Origin of the sequence: Anaerosoma tenue, assembly GCF_023161965.1 — a bacterium.
GTDB lineage: Bacteria > Actinomycetota > Coriobacteriia > Anaerosomatales > Anaerosomataceae > Anaerosoma > Anaerosoma tenue.
In genome coordinates this window covers 145,145-168,882 of the sequence record NZ_JALNTY010000001.1, presented here as the reverse complement: position 1 = coordinate 168,882, position 23,738 = coordinate 145,145, and the positions used below count along the sequence as shown (strand labels likewise).

Genomic DNA, 23,738 nt, shown 5'->3' with positions numbered 1-23,738 from the left:
CCGGCGACCTACCGGGCGGCGCCGAGGGACGCGCCATACAGGTCGAGCGCCTTGAGGCGCGCGGGCACGTGGTACGTCACCAGTCGCCGCACGAGAGCGAACGCCTCCATCAGCACGGGCTGCGGGATGTCGAGCACGGCTACCTCGGCCATCCTCGCACCCAGCAGTCCCGCCAGGAGGGCCTGCGCGTCCGCCGACACCAGCACCGTGTCCGGCGCATGGGCGCGGCACGGCTGACAGACCGGACCTGCGCTCTCCAGCGAGAAGGCCGCGGCGCCCTCGGCCACACCGCCGCAGATCACGCACGCCGAGAACTGCGGACGGTAGCCGTGCATCGCGATGCCCTTCACCAGGAACGCCACCACGAGCGGCAGCAAGGCATCGGGTTCCGCGCCCTCGATAGCGTCGATGGTGGCCACCGCAAGCCCGAAGAGGCGGTCCTCGGTCTGGCACTCCACCGAGATCTTGTCCAGGAAGTCTGCCACCACCGAAGCGGCCGAGGAGCGGTCGTAATCGGTCCGCACACCGGCGTGCGACGCCACCATCTCGGCGTCGGTGACGATATCGAGCGTGCGCCCCTCGTGCAGGAGGAGGTCCACCACCACGAACGGCTCCACGCGCCCGCCGAACCGCGAACCGGGCTTGCGCGCGCCCTTGGCCACCGCGCGCACCTGGCAGCCGTCCTCGGCGAGGAACGTGACGATCAGGTCGGTCTCGCCGAGCTTGGTCTTCTTGAGGGAGAGCGCGCGGACGCGGCGTGAAGCCATCGGTTCAGCCGCGCGCCTCGAGCGCGTCGAGGATCTCGAGTCCTGAGGACGTGCCGAGCCGCGACGCGCCCGCCTCGAGCATCTCGAGCGCGGTCTCGAGGTCACGGATGCCGCCCGCGGCCTTCACGCCCACATCGGGCCCCACGGCGGCGCGCATGATGCGCACATCGTCGAGCGACGCGCCCCTCGGACCGAATCCCGTGGAGGTCTTCACGAAGTGGGCGCCTGCATCCACAGCGAGCGCGCACGCGCGCTCGATCGCCTCGGCCTCGAGATAGCCGGTCTCCAGGATGACCTTCACGATGGCCTCGTCCGACGCCTGCGCCACAGTGCGCACCACGGCGGCGATGTCATCGCGCACGAAGCGGTCGTCGCCTTCGAGCAGCGCGGCGATGTTGAGCACCATGTCCACCTCGTCGCACCCCAGCGCAACGAGATGCGCGGCCTCCTCGGCCTTGGATTCGGTGTTGGCGTAGCCGAGCGGGAATCCCACCACCGAGCAGACCGCTGTTGCGGTGCCTGCCAGCCGCTGGCTGGCGAGCGCCACAAGGAACGGCGACACGCACAGCGCGGCGAATCCCGCGCCCGCCGACGCGTCGATCCACGCCGAGCCGCCCTGGTACCCCACGGTGGGCTTGAGGAGCGTCTGGTCTATCGCCGCCGCCAGCGTTGCGCGATCCATCTCGTCACAGCCCCTCTCCGTAGCCGAAGCGCTTGATCTGCGCTCCGTCCCGGCGCCAGTCTTTCCGGACCTTCACCCTGAGATCGAGGTGCACGCGCGTTCCCAGCAGCCGTTCCATGTCGCCGCGCGCCTCGGTCCCTATCGAGCGGATCATCTCGCCGCCCTTACCGATGATGATGCCCTTCTGCGACTCCCGCTCCACGTAGATCGTGGCGGAGATGCGATGCAGATCGCGCATCTTGTCGTACTCGAGGTCGTCGAGCAGCACCCCCACCGCATGCGGCACCTCGTCGCGGGTCTTTCTCAGCACCTTCTCGCGGACCGACTCGGCCAGCATGACCTCCAGCGGCTGGTCGGTGGTCATGTCGCGCGGGAAGAACCGCGGTCCCTGCGGCAGCAACGGGACCACCGCCTCCAGGAACTCATCGAGATTGAAGCCGGTCTTCGCCGAGAGGACCACCTCGGCCACCGGGGTCACGAGTGCGCGGGCGGCCTCCGACTGCCGCTCGATCGCGGCCTCGTCCGCGGCGTCGGCCTTGGTGAGCACCAGGATCACCGGTCGCTTGCCCCCAGCAACCCGCTCGGCCACCCACCGGTCTCCGGAGCCTACCGGCGCGGTTGCGTCGATGCACAGCGCGATCACGTCCACGTCGGCCGCTGCGAGGATGCTCGACCGGTTGACCTCCTCGCCCAGCGCGTCGTGCGGCTTGTGCAGCCCCGGCGTGTCCACCAGCACGATCTGCGCGTCGTCGCGGTCGATCACCGCGCGAAGCCGGTGGCGTGTGGTCTGCGGAGTGTCCGACGTGATGGCCACCTTGGTGCCCACGAGAGCGTTGACGAGCGTGCTCTTGCCCGCGTTGGGCCGCCCCACCAGCGCGACGAACCCGCTCGGGACGAGCTCGTATCCGGGATCCGTCACTCTTCGTCTTCTCCCGTGTCCTCGTCGAGATAGCCGCGCACGAACGCCTCCGGCAGCAGCTCGTCGAGTCGCATCACGTCCACCGCGTCGGTCTTGCCGCCCATGATCACCCGCATGGTGGGATCGAACTCGGCGAGGAACTGACGGCACGCGCCGCAGGGGACGCACGGCGACTCGGAGTCGCCGCACACGGCGATCGCCTCGATGTCGGTGTACCCGGCGGTGATCGCCGCCATCGCGGCGGCTCGCTCGGCGCAGATCGTGGAGCCGTAAGCGGCGTTCTCCACGTTCACGCCCTGGAATATCTCGCCGCCGGCATAGACGGCCGCGCCCACCCGGAAGTTCGAGTACGGCACGTACGCGCGTCCCTGCACCTCGCGCGCGAAAGCCAGCAACGCCAGGTCACCCTCGGTTATGCGCTTCGGCATCCTCGGCCTCCCCTTCGTGTTCGGAGCGCGACTCCACCAACAGCCGTCGCACGCGGTTGTTCTCGACGTCCCGCACGGTCATGCGGACGCCTTCCACCTCGATCGACTCCCCTACCTCGGGGATGTGACCCGCGGTCTCCACGAACAGCCCGCCGATGGAGTCGGCCTCCATCTCGATCGCGGTGCCCATGAGGTCGTTGAAATCGCTCACCGACACGCGGCCGTCCAGCAGCAAGGTGCCGTCGCCGATCTTCACGACCCACTCCTCGGCGCGATCGTACTCGTCGAAGATCTCGCCCACGATCTCCTCGAGCAGGTCCTCGATCGTCACGAGCCCGGCGGTGCCGCCGTACTCGTCGGCCACGAGCGCCATGTGCGTCTTGCGTTGGCGCATCTCCACCAGGAGCTCATCCACGGGCTTGGTCTCCGGCACGAAGAACGCCTCACGCGCAAGCGGGGTGATCGTGTCGGGGCACGTGTCGCCGTTGGTGCAAGCGAGCAGGTCCTTGGCGTACAGCACGCCAAGGATATCGTCGAGCGTGTCGTGGTAGACGGGCACGCGCGAGAGACCGGTCTGCCTGATCAGCGCGATCGCCTCTTCGATGGTGGCGGTGTCTTCCAGGCACTCCATATCGGTTCTCGGCACCATCACCTCACGGACGATGGTGCTCGCGAAGTCCACGACCGCCTCGAAGAACGCCTCCTCGGCATCCTCACGCTCGGCCACCTCGTCGTCGGTGCCATCCGGCACGTACTCATCGCCTGTGAGCCACGCGTCGCGCACCGGATCCTCGGCGATGAGACCAGCGGCGGTCACCCATCCCGCAGCGAACACCCGCGCCACAGGCGCGAACACGGCGGTGAGGCGCGACGCCCAGACCGCCGTCGCCAACCCCACACGCTCCGGGCTCTGCACCGCGAACGCCCTCGGGAGCGCCTCGCCCACCGAGAACACCGTCACCATGCCGATGGCGGCCACGGCCAGGGTCACGGGCAGCGTGAGGTCGTCCAGCATCACGAACGCCGCGTAGGCCACCGCCCCGGTGCCGAGCGCGAAGCCCAGGGCGCGCCATAGCGCGAGCGCGGCCGCCAGGCGGCTCGGGCGCTCCGACAGATGGTCCAGCGCCGCGGCTCCGGGCACCTCGGCATCCACCAGGCGCCGGGTACGCGCACGAGAGAGCAGGCGCACCGAGGCGTCCGCTGCGGACAGGACCGCCAACACGATGATGAGGGCTGCGAGTGCGACTACGGTCGCGAGAATGACAGGGCCGACCATACGGGTATCACCGACCTCCTCAGGCTCATACCCACGATACCTGAAACACGGCCGTGGTGATGAGGAAGCCGAGCACGCCGCCCACGATCACCTGCGGCCAGGTATGCGCACCGTTCTCAACGCGGCTCTGCCCCACGAGGAACGCGATGAATGCCGCGAGGGCGCCGATCCCGGCGCTCTCGCTGATATACGCGATAGCCGTGGCTGCCGCCGCCGCGGTGGCGGTGTGCCCCGATGGCCACCCGCCACGCATGTACGTGCCTTTGCGCGTGATCGCCTTGCCCACCAGCACGCCGAGCGAAGTGAGGAGCAGGGCGATGATGGTCACGTGCGTGGGGGTCTGCCGCACGCGGGTAAGGAGGAACTCGCCGGCCGTTCCGATCGGCGCGAAGAAGACCACGTACCCCACCACCACTGCGTTCACCGACGCCACGAAGACGGCGCCCGCGGCCACATCCTTGGCCACCTTGGCGATCGGGTCGAAGCTTTGCGTGGCAACGTCCACGGCCGCCTCCACGGCGGTGTTGACCAGCTCGGCCACGAACACGAAGACGATGGCGAACAGCACCGCGATGAACTCGAGGCGCGAGATCCTGAAGAACAGCGACCCGCCGAGCACGAGCAGCGCCGCGGCCACGTGTATGCGCATGTTGCGCTGCGTCCGCAGCGCGTACACGATGCCCTCGATCGCGTAGTTGAAGCTCCACAGGAGCGAACGGCTGCGCATCATCGCCTACTCTGCGGCATACGCGTCGAGGATCGCCGACTGGCGCCCCTCCATCACGGCGGCGTCCTCGTCCGCCTCGTGGTCGTAGCCGAGCAGATGCAGCACGCCGTGCACGAGCAGCACGTCGAGCTCGTGCTCCACGCTGTGCCCGAGACTCTCGGCCTGGCGCTCGGCCACACCCGGGGCGATCACCACGTCGCCCAGCGTGATCGGCTCGTCGCCCGGCGTGGGGCACGGTTCGTCGCAGCCGAACGACAGAACGTCTGTGGGACCCTCGACCCCGCGATACTGCACGTTGAGGCGGGTCATCTCGTCTTCTTCCACGAGCGCGATCGAGAGCTCGGTCCCCTCGGGCACGCCCTCCATCGTGAGCGCGAACCGGGCGAGCCGCTCGAACGCGCCAAGGTCCAGCGGCTCAGGCTCTCTGTGGCTCACCGTGCTGACCAGCATCTTCCACCCTCTTCTCGGCTGGCTCGGGATACTCGACACGCGGATGATAGACGCTTGAGAGCATCCGTGTGTAGACCATCGTCGCGGTCTCGATGTCCTTGAGCGTGAGCGCCGACTCGTCGAGCTGGCGGTCGGCGATCTTGTTCCGCACGATCCGGCGGACCATCTCCTCGATGCGCTCCGGCGTGGGGTCCTCCAGCGTACGCACGGCGGCCTCGGCCGAATCGGCCAGCATCACCAGCGCCGCTTCCGGCGTGTGGGGCCGGCGTCCGTCGTACCGGTAGTCGGCCTCGACCACGGGGCCGCCCTTCTTGCTCGCCTTGTCGTAGAAGTACGACACCACGGTGGTGCCGTGGTGCTCGCGAACGATGTCCACGACCTCCTGGGGCAGCTTGTACTCCTCGGCCAGCTCCACGCCCTCACGCACATGGGCCGTGATGATCCGTGCCGACAGAGACGGCGACGTGCGGTCGTGAGGATTCGTGCCGCCCGCCTGGTTCTCCACGAAGAACGCCGGGCGGCGGACCTTCCCGATGTCGTGGAAGTACGCTCCCGCTCGAGCGAGCAGCGGATTGGCGCCCATCGCCTCCGCGGCCGTCTCGGCCAGGTTGGCGGTCATGACCGAGTGCGAGTACGTGCCCGGCGCCTCGGTCATCAACCGCCGCAGCAGCGGATGGCTGGGACTGCCGAGCTCGAGCAGCGTGACGTCGGTGCTGATGCCGAAGATGGACTCGAAGAACGGCAGCGAGCCGACCATCAGGACCGCGGTCACCAGGCCGCCGATGACGCCGTAACCGCCGGAGACCAGCGAGTCGGCGAGCTCGTTGCCCGATGCGAGCGACGCGCCGAACGAGACCACGCCGAGCACCAGCATCACGAGCGCGCCCACCGTGAACATGTCGGAGCGGCGGCGCAACCGCGACGTGAGCACGATGCCGGCCACGCTGGACACGAGCGCGGCAACGGCCTGCGCCCCACCGGCGAAACCAAGCAGGAGCGCCGCAACGGTGCTCATCAGCGTGACGAGAACGGCGGGTCGCGGACCGACGAGCAGCGTACCCAGGATGCCCACCAGCGGCACCGGCATCAGGTACGGCGAGATCTCCGGCGCCAGCAGCGACGTGAGCCGGGTGGCGTACATCATGCCGAGCAGAAGCGTGGATAGGAGCACGAGGTCGCGCATGCGGCTCCACAACGCCTCGTGGAACGCCGCCCAGTACCAGCCCGAGAACGCGATCAGGACCGACATCAGCACGACGCCGGCGATCACCGAGGCGGCGTCGGTACCCTGCTCGAGACCGCCCAGCGTCCGCACGAGCTCGATGTCCCGGCTGGTGACGACGTCGCCCTTCTCGACGATGTTCTCGCCTTCCTGGACGTACGTCACCACCGGCGCCACCCGCTCGATCGCCTCCGTGCGCGCCCGTTCGGTGGCGGCCTCATCCACGGTCACGGTGGGCTGTATGAACTCGTTGCCCACCGAGATGACCACGTAGCGCTCGGCAAGCGTGAACGGTATGAGGTCGGCGCTCTGCGCGAGCTGGTCGCGCGCGGCCTGGAGGTCGCCCTCCTGGATGCGCCCCGACAGGATGCTGCTCACGAGGCCCTCGGTGTTGTGCGCCGCGGTCTCCAGGGAGTCGTCGGGCAACGCCACGATGGCCTTGACCGTGGCCGTGTCGAGCTGCGACGCGTATCCGCGCCCGAGCACCTCCACCTGCATCGTCGTGTCGTCGCTGTACGACGCCCTCACCGAGCTCACCGCCGAGAACAGCTCGACGATCCCGCGCCGCGCCTCGGACTGCGCGTCCTGGTCGAAGCGGTAGACCGGGCCCACGGCGTCGGCGGCGGCCTCTCGAAGCGCCTGCGTGGCCGACTCGTCCACATACTGCACCGACCGCGGAGCCCGGAACGTGCGAGGAGCGGGCTTGCCCTCTTGAAGGCCGAGCGGGACTACACGCACCGCGAGCGGGATCCCCGCGAGGATGATCACGATGATCCCAAGCACCACGCGCTTGCCCACGCTCGTGGAGAGCGGCCCGGTCCGCGGCCAGAATCGCCGCAGCCGGTTGATGAAGTGGCCGCTAGGCATCGTCATCAGATGCGCGACGGCACTGGGACTCCTCGTAGTCGTGGTACGCCGTGACGATACGCTGCACCAGACGATGCCGCACCACGTCACGCGCCTCGAGCTCTACGAATCCCACGCCTTTCACATCGCCGAGGATGTTCCGCACCTGGAGCAGGCCCGAAAGGCCGCCGATCAGGTCTGTCTGCGTCACATCGCCGGTGACCACGATCTTCGACCCGAAACCGAGCCGGGTAAGGAACATCTTCATCTGCTCCGGCGTGGTGTTCTGCGCTTCGTCGAGGATGACGAACGAATCGTTGAGCGTACGGCCGCGCATGAACGCGAGCGGCGCCACCTCGATGACGCCACGCTCGGTGAGCGCGGTGGACTTCTCGATGTCCATCATGTCGAAGAGCGCGTCGTAGAGCGGCCGCAGGTACGGGTCCACCTTCTCGTAGAGCGTGCCCGGGAGGTAGCCGAGCTTCTCGCCCGCCTCGACCGCCGGACGCGTGAGGATGATGCGGCCGACCTCCTTCTTGCGTAACGCATCGACCGCCATCGCCATCGCCAGGTATGTCTTGCCGGTGCCCGCCGGGCCGATCCCGAAGGTGACCGTGCTCTCGCGGATGACGTCCACGTAGCGCTTCTGGCCGGCCGTCTTGGGCCGGATGGTCTTGCCGCGATGCGTGAGGATCACGTCGGCGAAGATGCTCGACGGGCTGCACTCGCTCCGGCGGAGCATGTCGATCGCCCGGTCGATGCTCTCGGCCGTGAGCGACTCGCCTGCCGCGATGAGGTCGAACAACTCGGTGAAGACCGCCGAGACGGCCTGGGCCTCCGTTGCGTCCCCCGTGATCGTTATCTCGTTGCCGCGGACCGTGATATCCGACTCGAACTGGTCTTCCACGATCTTCAGCAGGTGGTCGCCTTCGCCGAGCAGTTCCACCATGCTCAGGTCTGCCGGAGCGACCAGGCGCACCTGTGTAGGATTGGTCACGTTGATGGTACCTGCGCTTCCCCTTCGTCAGACCTTCCGGTCTCTCGCGCCCTCACGTGCCGTTACCAGCGCGATTCTATCATGCCGGGCACCGCGCCAGGCCCGCTCGGCGCCTGTAACCGCACGGTCACCAGCTCGCCAGCCGAGGCTACAGGATGCGGTGCGTAGACGCGCAGGTACTCACGGGTGGTGCCCTCCACCACGCGCGGTCCCGCTTCGCCCTCGCCCCTCACGCGCTCCACGAGCACCTCCGCCTCGCGGCCTGCCCAGGAGAGCGCCATCTCGCCCATAAGACGCGCTCCCACCTCTCGGAGTTCCGCCGCCCGTCGGGAGCGCTCGACGGGAGCGACCTGCCCGGGCATCTCGGCCGCAGGGGTTCCCGCCCTCGCCGAGTACCGGAACACGTGCAACCGTGAGAACCCCGCTTCCTCCACCATCGCGAGGGATTCCTCGTGCTCGCGCTCGTCCTCACCCGGGAAGCCGGCGATCACGTCGGTGGAGATCGCCACACCCGGCAGGGCCGCGCGTACGCGGTCGAGCACGCCCAGATACTCCGCCGACGTATACGGGCGTCCCATGCGGCGCAGCACGCTGTCGCTCCCCGACTGCAGCGCGATGTGCAGATGGCGGCAGAACGACGGCGTTTCAGCGGCGGTGGCGAGGAGCGTCTCGTCCACGTCGCGCGGCTCGATGCTCGAAAGACGCACGCGCGGGATGCCGGTGGCCGCAACAGCCCTGAGCACGTCCGCCAGACGCGCGCCGCGATCGTCATATCGGCCGATGTTGATGCCGGTCAGCACCACCTCGGCCACACCCGACGCGGCGAGCCGCTCGGCCTCCGCCACGACCTCGCCGAGCGGTACCGCACGTGGCACGCCACGGGCGTACGGCACGATGCAGTAGGTGCAGAAGGCGTCGCAGCCGTCCTGGATCTTCAGCTGCACCCGGGACCTTCGCGTGACGGGTGAGGCGTCGTCGGTCGCCACCCGCCCGGCGCCCGTGAGCTCCCGAACACGCCGGCTCACGCGAGTCTTGTCGGGCTCGGCGATCACGCGGTCGCCCAACGCCTGGAGCCCCGCGGCGTCGAGCGCCGCAAGGCACCCGGTGACGAGCACCGTCGGCCGCCGGGGATGCCTCAGTGCATGCCGCACCGCCTTGCGCGCCTTGTGGTCGGCCTCCCCCGTGACCGTGCAGGTGTTGACCACGATCACGTCGGCCTCGGCGGGATCGCGCGCCACACTCCCGACGGGCACCGCTGCGGCGAACGCGTCCGACTCGGCCTGGTTGACCTTGCAGCCCAGCGTCACGAACGCAACGGTGCGGGCGGCGTCCTGATCGCGCTCACTCACCGCGCCCACCCAGACCGCCGCGTGCGTGGATCGCGAGAGCAGCGGCCACCACGCCTGCGGTCTCGGTACGCAACACGGTGGAGCCGAGCGACACGGTCACCGCGCCACGGCCCACCATCTCGCGCACCTCCTCGGCGGTGAAGCCGCCCTCGGGGCCCACCACCACCGCTACCGGGGTGGCCGGGTCGAGCGCGGCGTCTGTGATGGCGGCGTCGATACCCGGTGCGTCTTCGGCATCCTCCCAGCACACGAACATGCGCGCGCCGCCGAGCTCCCCGGGCAGTCCTTCGATGTTGCTGACAGGAGCGATCTCCGGCACCCCTGCGCGCTGCGACTGCTTCGCCGCCTCGGTAGCGATCCTGCGCCACCGCTCCAGCCGCGCCGCGGCGCGACGTTCGTCGAGCCGCACCACGCTGCGCTCGCTCGCCAACGGCACGATCCGTGAGACGCCGATCTCCGTGGCCTGGCGGACCACGGCGTCCATCTTCTCGCCCTTGGCGAGGCCCTGCACCAGCGTCACGCCGAACGACGCTCCGCCGGGCACCACGCCCACCGGCGCGCCTTCCACGGTCTCGCCCACGTGCGCGAGGCGCACGCGCACGGCCTCGCCTGCGGCCACCACGATGATCTCGTCACCCTGCCCCAGACGCAGCACGTCCTTCAGGTGGTGCACGTCCTCGGCGGAGAGCGGCACCACGCCGCCACCATCAGGCACGGGAGCGCTGATGAAGAACCGGTGCAGCGTCATCGGGACATCACGGCGCTCAGGCGCCGAGCCAGTCGCGGATCTTGGAGAGCGGCGTGCGGTCGTCGCCCTTGCTGCCGGTGCCCATGCTCTCGCCGAGCTCCTCCAGCAACTCCCGCTGACGTTTAGTGAGCTTCTTGGGAGCGAGGACGTCCAGGTGCACCATGAAGTCACCCCGGCCGCCGTCCATGCGCGGCATGCCCTTGCCCTTCACACGTACCACGTCGCCGGTGTGCACGCCGCCGCCGAACGGCACCTCCACGTCGCCGTCGAGCCCGGGAACCACGATGCGCCCTCCGAGCGACGCCTGCGCGATGTTGACGCCCGCCATCACGTGGAGGTCGTTGCCCTCGCGGTGCAGGAACTCGTGCGGCAGCACCCTGATCGTCACCAGCAGGTCGCCAGCACGGGCGCCTCGCACGCCGGCTTCCCCCTTGCCGGGGATGCGCAGCGTGTAGCCGTCGGGCACGCCTGCCGGCACGCTCACCCGCACCGTCTCGGTCTCGTTGGTGCGGCCCTGCCCGCCACAGGCGGGACACGGCTTGTCGATCACAGACCCCGTTGCGCCACACGTCCCGCACGGCGACATGCTCTCCATCACGCCGAGTATCGTGCGCCGCTGTGTGCGCTGCTGACCGGTGCCGTGACACGTGGGGCAGGTGCGCACCTCGCCCCCCTCGGCAGCGCCCGACCCGCTGCACGTGGCGCAGGTGGTGAGGCGCGTGACGGTCACGTCCTTCTCCACCCCCGCACCCGCGTCCTCCAACGTGACGCTCGCCTGGGTGCGAAGGTCACGCCCGTTGGGGTTCGGCCGGTTCGCCGCGCCGCGCACGCCACCGAAGAAGACGCTGAACAGGTCGTCCATGCCGAAGAAGTCCCCGCTGAAGTCCTGTCCATAGCCGCCGGCCCGCGGATCGGCGGTGCCGAAGCGGTCGTAGCGCGCGCGCTTGTCGGGATCGGACAGCACCTCGTACGCCTCGTTTATGCGCTTGAACGTCTCCTCGGCGCCATCGCCCCCGTTCACATCGGGGTGCGTCTCACGTGCCCGCTTGCGGAACGCCCGCTTGATCTCTTCCGCGCTCGCATCCCGGTCCACGCCGAGCAGCGTGTAGTAGTCCTCAGAACCCACGTAGCAGCCTCTCTTCTCCTCTTATGCGTCCAGCACGCCGGAAAGCGTGTCGGACACCGTCTTCACCGCCGACATCGCGCGCCGGTAGTCCATACGCGTGGGCCCGATCACGCCCACCACACCGCCCATCTCATCGTCACCGTAGCGGGCGGCCACGAAGCTCGTATGCCCGAGCGCGACCGACGGGTTCTCGTGACCGATGCGCACTTCCACGTCGGGCGTGCGCATCACATCGGTGAGCACCTGCAGCATCGACAGCCCGTCCTCCAGCAACACCAGCAGCGGCCGCACCATCGCCGGATCGCTGAACTCCGGATGTGCGAGCAGCGCCGACACACCGCCGGTCAGCACCCGGTCGGCATCCGCCTCGGCGAGGCAGTCGAGCACCTCGTCGACCGCCCTAAGCGCGATCGCCGATTCGCGACCCGACATCTGCCCGATGCGTTCGCGGACCGACTCGGCGCCGGCGCCCACCGCACCGTCGAGCGTGCCTGACAGGTACGCTTCCACCGCGCTGAGCTCCTCGGGCGTGACATCGGCCTCGAACTCCATGGCGCGATCGGCCACCTGACCCGAGTCGGTGACCACGACCACCAGCGCCCTGCGGAGCGACAGCGGCACCAGCGTCACGCGCCTGATGCGGGCGCGCCGCAGGGTGGGCGCGACCACCACCGCCACGTACGACGTGAGCCGCGACAACAGCGTGGACGTCTCGTGCAACACCTCGCCGAGCTCACGCTCTACGGTCTCGTAGTGGCGCCTGATACGCTCGACCTCAGGGGCCGGAAGGCCCATCACCCGCGGCCGGACTACATCGTCCACATACGCCCGGTACCCGCTGTCAGTGGGGATCCTGCCCGCCGAGACGTGCGGCTGGAAGACGTACCCCGTCTCTTCGAGGGCCGCCAACTCGGATCGCACGGTGGCCGGGCTGCAGCCCAACCCGTAGCGCTGCACGAGCACTTTCGATCCAACGGGCTGCACGCTCGCCACGTATTCGTCTACAAGGGCGGACAGCACGCTCCGCCGGCGGTCGTTCAGCATCTGGCCTCCTGGCACTCACGCCTCCCGAGTGCCAAACGATGATAGGGCGCGTGATTCCGGGGGTCAAACCGGCAGGGCACGCGCCCTGCATCGCCGATCAGCGCCCGGCGTTCCAGATGCGCCCGAAGACCTCGTTGCCGAGAAGCCAGCCACGCGCGGTCGGCCGCCACCTGCCATCGTCGTGGCTCACCAGCCCGTCATCGGCAAGCGACCGCATCACATCAGTCACCCCGGCGCGTTCCGCGACCCCTTCATCGATACCATCCGTCATCCGCATGCCGAGCATCGCGTCCTCGCGGGCGGCGTCGAGCACCGTCAGCAACTCGAGCGATGCGAGCGGCGAGGGCTGGTCGCCCGGGAACGGGTCGCTCACGTATGAGTAGCGGACGCGGGCCACGTCACGGCCATCGTCGGGAGCGAGCGTGCACGCCTGCGCATGCGCCACGTCGAGCATCCCGTGCGCACCGCCACCCACCCCGATATACGGGCGTCCCGTCCAGTAGGCGGTGTTGTGCCGCGACCGGTGTCCGGGCATCGCGTAGTTCGCCACCTCGTACCGTTCGAACCCGAACGTCCCGAGCGAGCGGGCGGCGGCGTCCATGCCGTCCACGACCGCGTCCTCATCGGGAGCGTCGGCCGTACCGGCGGCGATCCGCGCGGCCAACGGCGTCCCCTGCTCCACCGTGAGCGGATACACCGACACGTGCACCGCGCCGGCCTCCACCACGCCCTCGAGCGAGCGCTCCCATGTATCGGCGCTCACGCCGGGGATGCCGCACATCAGATCGGCCGAAGGCTGCATGCCGGCCTCGGCGACCGAGCGGAGCGCAGCCAGGGCGGATGCGCTGTCATGCCGGCGGTCCAACCGCCGGAGGGCGTCATCGTCGAGCGACTGCACGCCTACGCTCACGCGTGTGACGCCAGCGTCGGCGAGCGACTCCGCAAGCTCCGGCGTCAACGACTCCGGGTTGGCCTCCACAGTCACCTCGATGTCATCGGTGAAGGGGACCATCGCCTGCACGCCTTTGATGAGCGTCACGAGCTCGTCGCCCAGTACGGTGGGGGTACCGCCGCCCAGGTACAACGTCTGCAGCGGGGCACGACGGACCTCGGGTATCAGCCATCCCCGCAGCAGTCCCAGCGTGTGGCGCACCAGCCGGGGATGGTCCCCGGTACCCAGGTCGGCGCGGGAGTAGAAATCGCAGTACGCGCACTTGGACCGGCATACCGGTACGTGGACGTAGAGGTGCCTCGGTAGTGAGGGACGCGGATCGTCCCATGGCATAGCGATACGGCCGGATGTTCCCCCCATATGTTCCCCCTTGCTTCATTGCAGGTCACGCATTGCGGCAAGTCATGGGTGCCGATCCCACGACCGGTTACTCGTCCACCTTCAGGATCGCCATGAAGGCCTCTTGCGGGACCTCCACCGAACCCACCGACTTCATGCGCTTCTTGCCTTCCTTTTGCTTCTCAAGCAGCTTGCGCTTGCGCGAGATGTCGCCACCATAGCACTTGGCTAAGACATCCTTGCGCTTGGCCCGTACCGTCTCACGGCTGATGACCTTGGAGCCGATGGCGGCCTGGATGGGCACCTCGAACATCTGGCGCGGGATGATCTCGCGGAGCTTCTCGGTGAGCACCCGTCCGCGCGCGTACGCCTTGTCCTTGTGCACGATGAACGACAGCGCGTCCACGGGCTTGCCGGCAAGCAGGATGTCGAGTTTCACCAGCTGGCTCTCGCGGTAGCCGATGTACTCATAGTCAAGGCTGGCGTATCCGCGCGTGCGGCTCTTGAGCTGGTCGAAGAAGTCCATGATCAACTCGGAGAGCGGCATCTCGTAGTGCAGGTCCACCGTGGTGGCCGAGAGGTACTGCATATCCTTGAACGAGGCGCGGCGTTGATCGGCAAGCTCCATCACGGCGCCCACGTACTCCGGCGGGACCAGGATCGTGGCCTTGAGATACGGCTCCTCGATGCGCTCGAGAGCGCCCGGGTCGGGCATGTCCTGGGGCGAGTGGACCACCAGGGTCTCCCCGTTCATGAGGAACGCGTGGTACTCCACGCTCGGCGCCGTGGCGAGCAGGTCGAGGCCGAACTCACGCTCGAGCCGCTCCTTGATCACCTCCATGTGAAGCAGGCCGAGGAAGCCCACGCGGAAACCGAAGCCGAGCGCGTGGCTGCTCTCCGGATCCCACACCAGCGCGGGATCGTTGAGCGTGAGGCGCTCGAGCGCGTCACGCAGGTCTGGATACTGGTCGCCATCGATCGGATAGAGCCCCGTGTACACCATGGGCTTCACGTCGCGGTAACCGGGTAGCGGCGTCTCGGCGCCGTGCTTGGCGAGGGTCACCGTGTCGCCGACCTTCACCAGCGACGGGTCCTTGAGGCCGGTGATGATGTAACCAACCTCACCCACGCCGAGGGTCTCCACCGGGATGTTCGCGGGCCGGCGGACGCCGACCTCTTCCACGTCAGTCACGGTGCTCGTGGCCATCAACCGGACCTTCATGCCGGTCTGGATGGCGCCGTCCACGACACGCACGAGCGCCACGACGCCACGGTACGTGTCGAAGTAGGAGTCGAAGATCAGCGCCTTGAGCGGCGCCTCCGGGTCGCCCACGGGATGCGGCACCAGCCGCACCAGAGCCTCCAGCGCCTCTTTCACGCCCTCGCCGGTCTTGCCGCTCGCGAGCACGGCTTCGTCGGCCGGTATGGCGAGACCCTCTTCGATCTCGTGCCGTACGCGCTCGGGATCGGCGGCAGGCAGGTCGATCTTGTTGATGAGCGGGATGATCTCGAGGTTGGCGTTCATCGCCATGAGCGCGTTCGCCACCGTCTGCGCCTCCACACCCTGCGCGGCATCCACCACGAGCAGCACGCCCTCGCACGCAGCGAGCGAGCGCGACACCTCGTACGTGAAGTCGACATGGCCAGGCGTGTCGATCAGGTTCAGTTGGTAGGTCTGCCCGTCGTCGGCGTCGTACATCACGCGCACCGCCTGCGCTTTGATCGTGATGCCGCGCTCGCGCTCGATGTCCATCGAGTCGAGCAGCTGGTCCTGCATGTCACGATCGGCCACCGTGTGGGTGAGCTGAAGCACGCGGTCGGCCAGGGTCGATTTGCCATGGTCGATGTGCGCGATGATGGAGAAGTTCCGTATGAGGGTGGGGTCAGTCATCGGAGCGTAAGGATAACAGGGTGCGAGCGCCGCTGGTAGAGCGACGCCCCGTCCCCTCCATCCATGCGCGACACGCGCCGGAACCGCTTAGAAGGCGCGCACGCCCCGTGGCGCGCTGCCATGACAGTCCTCGCAATCCACCGCCGGATGGGTCGACCCTTTCCCGTGCCCATGGCACTGCAGGCAGTCGATCCCGTCGTGCAACTCGAAGGCAGCATCGTGGTACACGGGCTCCCACAGCGGCACGTAGTGACACCAGCAGGCCGTATCGAGGTGCCAGTCGTACGTAGCTCCCTCATGGCACGCCTTGCACAGGGGGGCCATCCCGCTCGTGGTGATCGTAGGAACGGATGTCCCGTTCACGACCTCCGGCACGTGATAGAGACTGGCCGACCCGTGCGTGTCGTGGCATGTCGCGCATGATAGTGGCGACTGCCCACGGCTGTATGGGAACTTGAGGCCCGCGTCTCCGAATCCGTTCCCCGCACGGCCGCCGTGGAAGTCCGTCGCCCACGTTGCGCCCACATCGCCCACCGACCCGGGAATGACGACCCCCTCCGGGGCGTCTCCATCATGGCACGCGAGACAGTACCCATCGCTCACCGCGCTGCGCTGCACCTGCACCCTCCGGTCCACGGGCATGTCCGCACGTGAGAGCTCCGCCCACGCACCACTCTCGGGATCCCAGACATACAGTGCGGTCGGGTACCCGGGTGTCGGTTCACCGTGACCCTCCCAGTCGAGCGCGAGGCCATCGAGCTGGTACACGGCGCCGGCATCCAGATCGAACCTCACGACCTGCCAGTTCCACTCGCCGTCGACCGCCGTCAGGTCCGTACGCCAGTACGCGTCGTCCGACACCGAGACCTGGCCGAGCGCCGCGGCATCCACAGGCGATCCGGGCGAGGCCGGCGTTGGCGCTGACGCAGTATGCGAAGACGTCTCCCATCCCGCTGCGGGCGCGTGGACGGCAGGAACGCCGTCGGTGTAAGCGATCACCCGTATCACGTCGGTGTCCACCGAGTACTGGAGCGCCTGCGGTGCGGCCGCAGAATCGACGTGCGCCGTGCGCCATACGGTGGGCGCCGCTTCAGATGCGGATGCAGTCGCCGCAACCGCAGCGTCGCCACCCTGGATCCCGCTCTTCACGCGCGTGTTCCACTCGGCGCGGTAGGCCTCATGTTCGGGGTCGTCGGGGTAGTGCTCGTCTGCGCCGTAGGGGAACGTGCTCATCGCGGCGAAGGGCAGCGGCTCCACCGTGGTGTCCACGTCGGTCTTGGCGTCTTTGTAGTAGCCGTTGGTGTGGACGGCGTAGCGGCGCGAGGTGCCGTCTGCGGGTGCGTCGGGCGTCTCGAAGGACAGCTGCAGCTCGTCGCCGCCGCCGTAGATGACGAACATGTCGTCTGTGGCGGCGAGCAGCGGGGCGACCTCGCCGAGTCTCGTATAGGCGCCGGGGAAGTAGCCGGTGCGCCCGCTCGGCTCACCGTAGACGTACTCGTAGATCTCCCCGTCGGAGGACTTCGGGTCGTAGCCGCGCTCGGTGAGGACCGCGGAGGCAAGCGGCACCTCGGTCACCGCGACCGGCAGGTCTTCTGTGGTGTCGATCGCGATCCAGTCGACGTAGGTCTTCATCAGGAACGTGAAGCGGACCTTCCTGCTCTCCGAGACCCAGATGTCGCTCAGGTCGAAGACGTAGGGGCGGCTGAACTCCGGCGGCTTGGGAAGCGCGCCTGCGGAGGCCGGCACCGCCACCCACGCGCCGGCGGCGTCTTGCACCTCGAGCCTGGTGCGGGGCCCGAAGGTCGAGGCACGCGCGGTGCCGGCCGGGGTGTCCGGGAACATCGAGACCGCGTCCATCACGACCTTGAGCTGCCCGGCGCCCGCCACCTCTCCCAGGTCGAGCTCGATGGTCTGGTAGGTGAAGTCCTCGTTGCGGTCCTCGTTGAGGACGACCTGCTCGCCGTCGTCGGCGGCCACGAGCGCAAGCACGTCACGACCCGTCTGGGTGTGGACCGCCGAGACCGGGGACGCCATCTCGCGCGCCACGGTATGCAGCACGCTTGTCACGCCCCCGAAGGCTGCGCCTCCCGCCTCGCGCTTCTCGGCATAGACGTCGCGGCCTTCCGGCACGTCGATGGCGTAGAGGGCGAGCTCGTCGAGGTAGTCGGTCTCGAAGCGCTCCTCCACAAGCCGCAGGTCGATGCGTCCGTCGACGAGCTGCGGCTCGTGCGCGAGGACGTAGACGTCATCAGGGGTGGGCTTCATGTAGCCGCTCTTGGTCTTGAGCGCCAGCTTGCCGGGACCGAACAGGTCGGCCTCGAAGGCGAACCGCTCCCCGTCCCAGGTGAACAGGAACGGGCAGGAGCCGGAGGCGTCCGCGTACAGGACATCGAAGTGGTCGGCCGCCGACCATGCGGAGATCGCGTCAGTATGAACGGCGTCACGGGCGCGCACCTGCGCATAGTGGGTCCCCGTGTACAGCCACGCCGGCGTGGTGAAGCTCGTGGAGTCCAGCCATCCCGACACGTACACCGAGCTGCCGTCCACCCTGAACTGGTACTGGACTGCGTGACCGTCGCTGGATGTGGTGGGCGTACACCCCAGAGTAGCGGTGATCGGACCCCAGCCGGTGCCCGACACGGAGACCAGATCGTTCATCACCGGTGCTGCTGGAGGCGCCACTGGAACGTAGGTCATGTCGGCCGAGTACGCGACGTTCCCGAGTGCGTCGGCGGTCCTGATGCGATAGTGGTACACGACACCATCCTGCAGCCCGGTCATCTGCACGGAGTGCGCCGTCACGAGGGTGTCGTTGCCGAACGGGCTTCCCGCGCTCGCGTTGCCCATCTCGTACGCGGTCGTCAGACCCCAGTCGACCCACGACGTGGCCTTCTCGTCGGTGGTCCACGTGATCGTCGGCGAGAGATACTGGTCCCCTGCACCGTTCAACCGCGCGCCGCTGATCACCGGCGGTACGCCATCATGGGCCGCGCCCACGAGCATGTACACCGAGCCATCCTCACCGATGAGAGAGCCCAGAGCCGAACTCACCGGCTGAGAGATCGCGTCGGGATCCGAGTAGCGCTGTTCGCTGTTGTTGGTGTGGGGGTCGTGGCAGTCGGCGCACCCGATCCTGCTGCCCGTCTTCACCTGGTCCGACGCGAAGACGTCATGGTGCGCGCGAGGATCAGCGTTCGCGGTGAAACGATCGTGGATGTCGATACCGGAGGCGGAGTTGGCGGCATTGCTGTGACAGCCGCCCGTGCCGTCGGCGGTACACGTACGACCGTCGCTCGCGGCGCGACCACCATCGAGAGCGATACCGCTCTCCGAGCCACCGTGGACGTTGTGGCACACCCCGCACTCTCCCCCGCCCGCGGCACCCGTGAACGACACATCCAGGGAGACGAGGTCGGTGTTGAGCGATCGGTGGTCGACGGGATACCCCTCCACGGCAACGGTATCGGCGGAGCCGGCTATCTCGGCCACGGGCTCCACATCGGCCGACACGGTCGCGAGCGCAGCCCCGACCCACCCGTGGACCCCCGTCAGCCTGGGTACCAGGCTCGCAGGTCCCGCGATCTGCGCGACCACAGAGGCTCCCCCGCTCTTCACGCGCGTGTTCCACTCGGCGCGGTAGGCCTCATGTTCGGGGTCGTCGGGGTAGTGCTCGTCTGCGCCGTAGGGGAACGTGCTCATCGCGGCGAAGGGCAGCGGCTCCACCGTGGTGTCCACGTCGGTCTTGGCGTCTTTGTAGTAGCCGTTGGTGTGGACGGCGTAGCGGCGCGAGGTGCCGTCTGCGGGTGCGTCGGGCGTCTCGAAGGACAGCTGCAGCTCGTCGCCGCCGCCGTAGATGACGAACATGTCGTCTGTGGCGGCGAGCAGCGGGGCGACCTCGCCGAGTCTCGTATAGGCGCCGGGGAAGTAGCCGGTGCGCCCGCTCGGCTCACCGTAGACGTACTCGTAGATCTCCCCGTCGGAGGACTTCGGGTCGTAGCCGCGCTCGGTGAGGACCGCGGAGGCAAGCGGCACCTCGGTCACCGCGACCGGCAGGTCTTCTGTGGTGTCGATCGCGATCCAGTCGACGTAGGTCTTCATCAGGAACGTGAAGCGGACCTTCCTGCTCTCCGAGACCCAGATGTCGCTCAGGTCGAAGACGTAGGGGCGGCTGAACTCCGGCGGCTTGGGAAGCGCGCCTGCGGAGGCCGGCACCGCCACCCACGCGCCGGCGGCGTCTTGCACCTCGAGCCTGGTGCGGGGCCCGAAGGTCGAGGCACGCGCGGTGCCGGCCGGGGTGTCCGGGAACATCGAGACCGCGTCCATCACGACCTTGAGCTGCCCGGCGCCCGCCACCTCTCCCAGGTCGAGCTCGATGGTCTGGTAGGTGAAGTCCTCGTTGCGGTCCTCGTTGAGGACGACCTGCTCGCCGTCGTCGGCGGCCACGAGCGCAAGCACGTCACGACCCGTCTGGGTGTGGACCGCCGAGACCGGGGACGCCATCTCGCGCGCCACGGTATGCAGCACGCTTGTCACGCCCCCGAAGGCTGCGCCTCCCGCCTCGCGCTTCTCGGCATAGACGTCGCGGCCTTCCGGCACGTCGATGGCGTAGAGGGCGAGCTCGTCGAGGTAGTCGGTCTCGAAGCGCTCCTCCACAAGCCGCAGGTCGATGCGTCCGTCGACGAGCTGCGGCTCGTGCGCGAGGACGTAGACGTCATCAGGGGTGGGCTTCATGTAGCCGCTCTTGGTCTTGAGCGCCAGCTTGCCGGGACCGAACAGGTCGGCCTCGAAGGCGAACCGCTCCCCGTCCCAGGTGAACAGGAACGGGCAGGAGCCGGAGTCCTCATACACGTAGAAGCGGTGCCACACGGACCATCCGTACGACAGACCCTGTGCGTCCCGCACCTCGACACGCCAGGCGTAGCTGGCCACATCACGGATGTCGCTGTACGTGTACGACGTGTAAGAGCCCCACGGCGCGTCGATCAACAGCGAGCCGTCGCGCCACAGCTGGAACCGGTACTCGTAGGGACCGGCCGCACCGCTCATCGCTTCCCAGTAGAACGAGCGCGACACCGTGGTCCCATCGTATACGTGGCTCGCAGGATACGGAGTCGTGAGCTTGGGCATGGGGAACCCGTATGCGTAGTCCCCGGATACGTAGTCCTCGCCTTGTGGCGAGGTGGAACGGACGCGGAAGTGCCAGGTGCCGGCGGTCAGCCCGGTCACCGTGACCGAGTGGGATGTCGTGCGGGTCCCGGTCCCGGCGCTGCTGCCATACGCGGTGGTGGTCCCGTAGTCCACCCAGCTTGACGTGTTACCGGCTGTGGTCCACTCGACCTTGATGGACGTGTCGCTGACCTTGGTGAACGTGGGGCCTGAGATGAGTTCGCCGTCCACCACATGGCGCGCCCCGGCAAGGAAGTACACGTATCCCTCGGCATCCATATGGTCGGCGGGCCGAAGTGGGACCGTCACGAGCTGCTGCGTGCCCATCACCTGGCTTGCCGCCTGCTCCCACGCCAACGCGGTGGCCGACCAGACCGAGAGCGTGACGGGATACCCCGCCGTCTCCTCGCCATAGCCGGCCCAGCGCAGTGTGGCGTTCACCACCTCGGCGCTCGGCGCGGGCACCTTGAAGCGGAACATCTGGTAGTCGTCCGACCCGGTCGTCCCCTGCAGCAGCGTGCGCAGCCGAGACCCGTCCATCGAGCGAACCTGATCGATCGCCCCAGCGTCGGTGATCGGTGTGCCGGGTGCCGACGGTGTGGGCATGGCGCTCGACTGCCATGCCGCGAAACCCTCGCTGGTGGTGCTCAAGCCGAGATACCCGAGCGTGCCCGTGAGACCCGCGTGACCCGATGCGCCGTACGCCGCAGTACCCTGATAGGAGTAGTCGGCCGGGTAGGACAGGCCGGCGACATCGTGACAGCCGTGGCACAGGTCCGCACCGGACGCCCTCAGGTACTGTCCGCCGGCCCCTCCGTGCGGATCGTGGCAGTTCTGGCAGGAGCCCGTCGCCGAGTCGGACGTGGGCCATCCCGTTGCGGCGACGCTTGAGACCGCCACCGAGGAGTGTCTGGTCATGCCGTACGCCGCGCCACCCGAATACCCGCCTGATGCGTCTGCGTGACACGCGAGGCAGAGGCTCTGGTCGTTGCCCGTTGCGGCTGCACCCGCCACGTCTCCCACCTTTGCCAGCGAGCTGGACACGGAACCGTGCGAGACGTGGCAGGCGAGACAGGCGATCGTGCCGCCCGTTGTGGAAAGCGAGGCGTGAGGCGTCCCCTCAAGGAGCGTCTTGTGGTCACCACCGGTGCTGCTGTAGTAGCCGTTCACGTAGTAGTTGACGCGGCGGTTGCTGCTCGGTCCGTGGCAGGTCCAGCAGTACGCGTTGCCGGGCGCGGTTCCGGCGCCGCCTTGCACGTAACCGCCTGTAGCAGGGTCCCACGCCCTGAGCAGCCCGGGGGAATCGGATGACGTGCCGTGGGGATCGTGGCACAGCGTGCAGTAGAAACCGCCGTTGGCCACCGGGTGACGCGAGGACATCGCCGGCACGCTCTGCCCCGCCACGTCGAAGAACTCCGCCTGCACGTTGTCGCCTTCGCCGCTGCGAGGCGGGTCGGCGGCATCGGCGTTACCGTGACAGTTGTAGCAGACCTGGGGGTCCCGGGTGTCGTACCGGACAGACGAACCGGGATACGTGCTGAGGTCGTGACAGACGCCGGAGCAGTAGTCGCTGGCCTCGGCGTTGGTGCCGTGAGGCGACGGGGAGCCGGGAGTCCATGCCGAGAAGTGATCCACCGAGCCGGTGATGTAGCCACCCTCGGCGATGATGTGGTCGGCTCCGGAAACCCACGCGCCGTCATCGAACGTGAACAGACCCGCCGCCCGAAGCAACGCGTCAGAGACCTGGAAATGCGTCACCGCCAGGTCGAACGCCACCGACAGGAGCACAGGCTTCCCAAGCGGGCCGGACGGTTCGATGTCGTAGATGCCGGCGAACGCGAGGATACCGCCGACCGGGGACCCGGATACCTCCCGGACGTTCACGGTCGTCGTCTCCTCGTACGCGCCTGCGGGGAATGCCAGGACGATCTCGCCGTTGGAGGACCGGATCGTGTACCCGTCCACGCCTACCTCTGCCGTCGCCTCCACCACTGCGTTACGCACGATCGCGCTGTTCTCGCCCTGCCCGCCGGGGCCCTCGGCATGGACGCGGTAGTACGCCGTGCCCGTGGACTCGACCGCATGACGGATCTCCCGTACACCACCGTCGGCCGAGCGCACCTCCTCGTACGGTCCTTCCGGAGAAAGGGCACGGGAGAGCACGATGGCGCTCACGTCACCACCATCGTCAGGCAGGTCGAACCGCACGATGTCCGTCATGTCACCAGAGACGCACGTTACGGCGGTGACAACGCCTGGCGCAGCCGGCGTCGACGGCGGCTCTGCCGGTGCGTCCGGATCATCGCCGGGGTCCGCGCCCGGGTCGGCGGGCTCCTCGCCAGGGTCAGTGGGGGTATCAGCAGGATCGTCCGGCTCGTCACCGGAACCGGGGGGATCATCGCCGGGATCAGCGGGCTCGTCGGCTGGATCGGCAGGATCCTCGGCCGGATCATCGGAGCCCTCCGCCGGATCGCCGGGCGCCGGGGACTCGGCCTCCCCTGCATCGACATCGGGAATCACCGCTGCGACGGGTGGCGGCTCCACCGCGATCGCGTCGCCGGATCGTGTCACGCCATCGGAGGGCATAGGGGACTCCTGAAGCGAGTGCACCTCCGCGTCGAGGGAACCGCCGCCGATCCGCGCGTCAGCGACCGCATCGTCACTCACTGGCCCATCCTGTGACGGCGTGCTGTCGCCCGGCGCCACAAGCAGGACCACCGCCAGCGCGATCGCCAGCGCCACGAACGACCGGACCGCAATACGCATAGCGCCTGAACGCTTCATCATCTCTTCCCTTGCGAGTCTCGCA

General features: G+C 68.3%; 16 protein-coding genes. All 16 read right to left on the bottom strand.

Annotation, left to right across the window (positions count from 1 at the left end):
- Nucleotides 1–8: 8 nt before the first annotated feature.
- The 16 genes from recO to MSB02_RS00780 all read right to left on the bottom strand — a co-directional run bounded on the left by recO (nucleotide 9) and on the right by MSB02_RS00780 (nucleotide 23,695).
- Nucleotides 9–767 carry a DNA repair protein RecO gene (gene recO / locus MSB02_RS00855; RefSeq protein WP_267193325.1) on the bottom strand — a complete coding sequence of 253 codons (759 nt, stop codon included), beginning with the start codon at nucleotides 765–767 and terminating at the stop codon, nucleotides 9–11.
- A gap of 4 nt (nucleotides 768–771) precedes the next feature.
- Entirely contained in the window at nucleotides 772–1,449 is a 678-nt protein-coding gene (deoC, locus tag MSB02_RS00850) for a deoxyribose-phosphate aldolase (protein WP_267193324.1), read from the bottom strand.
- Nucleotides 1,450–1,453: 4 nt separating this feature from the next.
- A complete protein-coding gene (era, locus tag MSB02_RS00845; protein WP_267193323.1) occupies nucleotides 1,454–2,368 on the bottom strand; it encodes a GTPase Era in 915 nt (304 codons plus the stop codon).
- Nucleotides 2,365–2,796: a cytidine deaminase gene (cdd, locus tag MSB02_RS00840; RefSeq protein ID WP_267193322.1), complete on the bottom strand. Its 432-nt coding sequence runs from the start codon at nucleotides 2,794–2,796 to the stop codon at nucleotides 2,365–2,367. The genes era and cdd overlap by 4 nt, the downstream gene beginning before the upstream one ends.
- Nucleotides 2,771–4,072: a hemolysin family protein gene (locus MSB02_RS00835; RefSeq protein WP_267193321.1), complete on the bottom strand. Its 1,302-nt coding sequence runs from the start codon at nucleotides 4,070–4,072 to the stop codon at nucleotides 2,771–2,773. Before MSB02_RS00835 ends, cdd begins: the two co-directional genes overlap by 26 nt.
- Nucleotides 4,073–4,097: 25 nt before the next feature.
- On the bottom strand, nucleotides 4,098–4,802 hold the full coding sequence (locus tag MSB02_RS00830) for a diacylglycerol kinase (protein ID WP_267193320.1): 705 nt from the start codon (nucleotides 4,800–4,802) through the stop codon (nucleotides 4,098–4,100).
- 3 nt (nucleotides 4,803–4,805) lie between these two features.
- The gene (ybeY, locus tag MSB02_RS00825) at nucleotides 4,806–5,249 is read right to left on the bottom strand and encodes an rRNA maturation RNase YbeY (protein ID WP_267193319.1); all 444 of its coding nucleotides are present in this window, start codon (nucleotides 5,247–5,249) and stop codon (nucleotides 4,806–4,808) included.
- Entirely contained in the window at nucleotides 5,215–7,344 is a 2,130-nt protein-coding gene (locus tag MSB02_RS00820) for an HD family phosphohydrolase (protein WP_267193318.1), read from the bottom strand. The genes ybeY and MSB02_RS00820 overlap by 35 nt, the downstream gene beginning before the upstream one ends.
- The gene (locus MSB02_RS00815; RefSeq protein WP_267193317.1) at nucleotides 7,331–8,314 is read right to left on the bottom strand and encodes a PhoH family protein; all 984 of its coding nucleotides are present in this window, start codon (nucleotides 8,312–8,314) and stop codon (nucleotides 7,331–7,333) included. Before MSB02_RS00815 ends, MSB02_RS00820 begins: the two co-directional genes overlap by 14 nt.
- A gap of 62 nt (nucleotides 8,315–8,376) precedes the next feature.
- Complete coding sequence (locus MSB02_RS00810; RefSeq protein ID WP_267193316.1) at nucleotides 8,377–9,663, bottom strand: MiaB/RimO family radical SAM methylthiotransferase; 1,287 nt, start codon at nucleotides 9,661–9,663, stop codon at nucleotides 8,377–8,379.
- Complete coding sequence (locus MSB02_RS00805; RefSeq protein WP_267193315.1) at nucleotides 9,656–10,411, bottom strand: RsmE family RNA methyltransferase; 756 nt, start codon at nucleotides 10,409–10,411, stop codon at nucleotides 9,656–9,658. The genes MSB02_RS00810 and MSB02_RS00805 overlap by 8 nt, the downstream gene beginning before the upstream one ends.
- Nucleotides 10,412–10,427: 16 nt before the next feature.
- Nucleotides 10,428–11,537 (bottom strand): J domain-containing protein, encoded by a 1,110-nt coding sequence (locus tag MSB02_RS00800; RefSeq protein WP_267193314.1) that lies wholly within the window; start codon nucleotides 11,535–11,537, stop codon nucleotides 10,428–10,430.
- 21 nt (nucleotides 11,538–11,558) lie between these two features.
- Complete coding sequence (gene hrcA / locus MSB02_RS00795) at nucleotides 11,559–12,581, bottom strand: heat-inducible transcriptional repressor HrcA (protein ID WP_267193313.1); 1,023 nt, start codon at nucleotides 12,579–12,581, stop codon at nucleotides 11,559–11,561.
- Between the two features lie 97 nt (nucleotides 12,582–12,678).
- A complete protein-coding gene (gene hemW, locus MSB02_RS00790; RefSeq protein ID WP_267194096.1) occupies nucleotides 12,679–13,866 on the bottom strand; it encodes a radical SAM family heme chaperone HemW in 1,188 nt (395 codons plus the stop codon).
- A gap of 94 nt (nucleotides 13,867–13,960) precedes the next feature.
- Nucleotides 13,961–15,763, bottom strand: coding sequence for a translation elongation factor 4 (gene lepA / locus MSB02_RS00785; protein ID WP_267193312.1), 1,803 nt, complete (start codon nucleotides 15,761–15,763; stop codon nucleotides 13,961–13,963).
- Nucleotides 15,764–15,850: 87 nt separating this feature from the next.
- Nucleotides 15,851–23,695: a cytochrome c3 family protein gene (locus tag MSB02_RS00780; protein ID WP_267193311.1), complete on the bottom strand. Its 7,845-nt coding sequence runs from the start codon at nucleotides 23,693–23,695 to the stop codon at nucleotides 15,851–15,853.
- Nucleotides 23,696–23,738: the final 43 nt, after the last annotated feature.

Bases quoted from the DNA above. Each gene is read 5' to 3' on its own strand.
- recO (WP_267193325.1), bottom strand. From the start codon at position 767: ATGGCTTCACGCCGCGTCCGCGCGCTCTCCCTCAAGAAGACCAAGCTC.
- deoC (WP_267193324.1), bottom strand. From the start codon at position 1,449: ATGGATCGCGCAACGCTGGCGGCGGCGATAGACCAGACGCTCCTCAAG.
- cdd (WP_267193322.1), bottom strand. From the start codon at position 2,796: ATGCCGAAGCGCATAACCGAGGGTGACCTGGCGTTGCTGGCTTTCGCG.
- MSB02_RS00835 (WP_267193321.1), bottom strand. From the start codon at position 4,072: ATGGTCGGCCCTGTCATTCTCGCGACCGTAGTCGCACTCGCAGCCCTC.
- MSB02_RS00830 (WP_267193320.1), bottom strand. From the start codon at position 4,802: ATGATGCGCAGCCGTTCGCTCCTGTGGAGCTTCAACTACGCGATCGAG.
- ybeY (WP_267193319.1), bottom strand. From the start codon at position 5,249: ATGCTGGTCAGCACGGTGAGCCACAGAGAGCCTGAGCCGCTGGACCTT.
- MSB02_RS00820 (WP_267193318.1), bottom strand. From the start codon at position 7,344: ATGACGATGCCTAGCGGCCACTTCATCAACCGGCTGCGGCGATTCTGG.
- MSB02_RS00805 (WP_267193315.1), bottom strand. From the start codon at position 10,411: ATGACGCTGCACCGGTTCTTCATCAGCGCTCCCGTGCCTGATGGTGGC.
- hrcA (WP_267193313.1), bottom strand. From the start codon at position 12,581: ATGCTGAACGACCGCCGGCGGAGCGTGCTGTCCGCCCTTGTAGACGAA.
- hemW (WP_267194096.1), bottom strand. From the start codon at position 13,866: ATGCCATGGGACGATCCGCGTCCCTCACTACCGAGGCACCTCTACGTC.
- lepA (WP_267193312.1), bottom strand. From the start codon at position 15,763: ATGACTGACCCCACCCTCATACGGAACTTCTCCATCATCGCGCACATC.
- MSB02_RS00780 (WP_267193311.1), bottom strand. From the start codon at position 23,695: ATGCGTATTGCGGTCCGGTCGTTCGTGGCGCTGGCGATCGCGCTGGCG.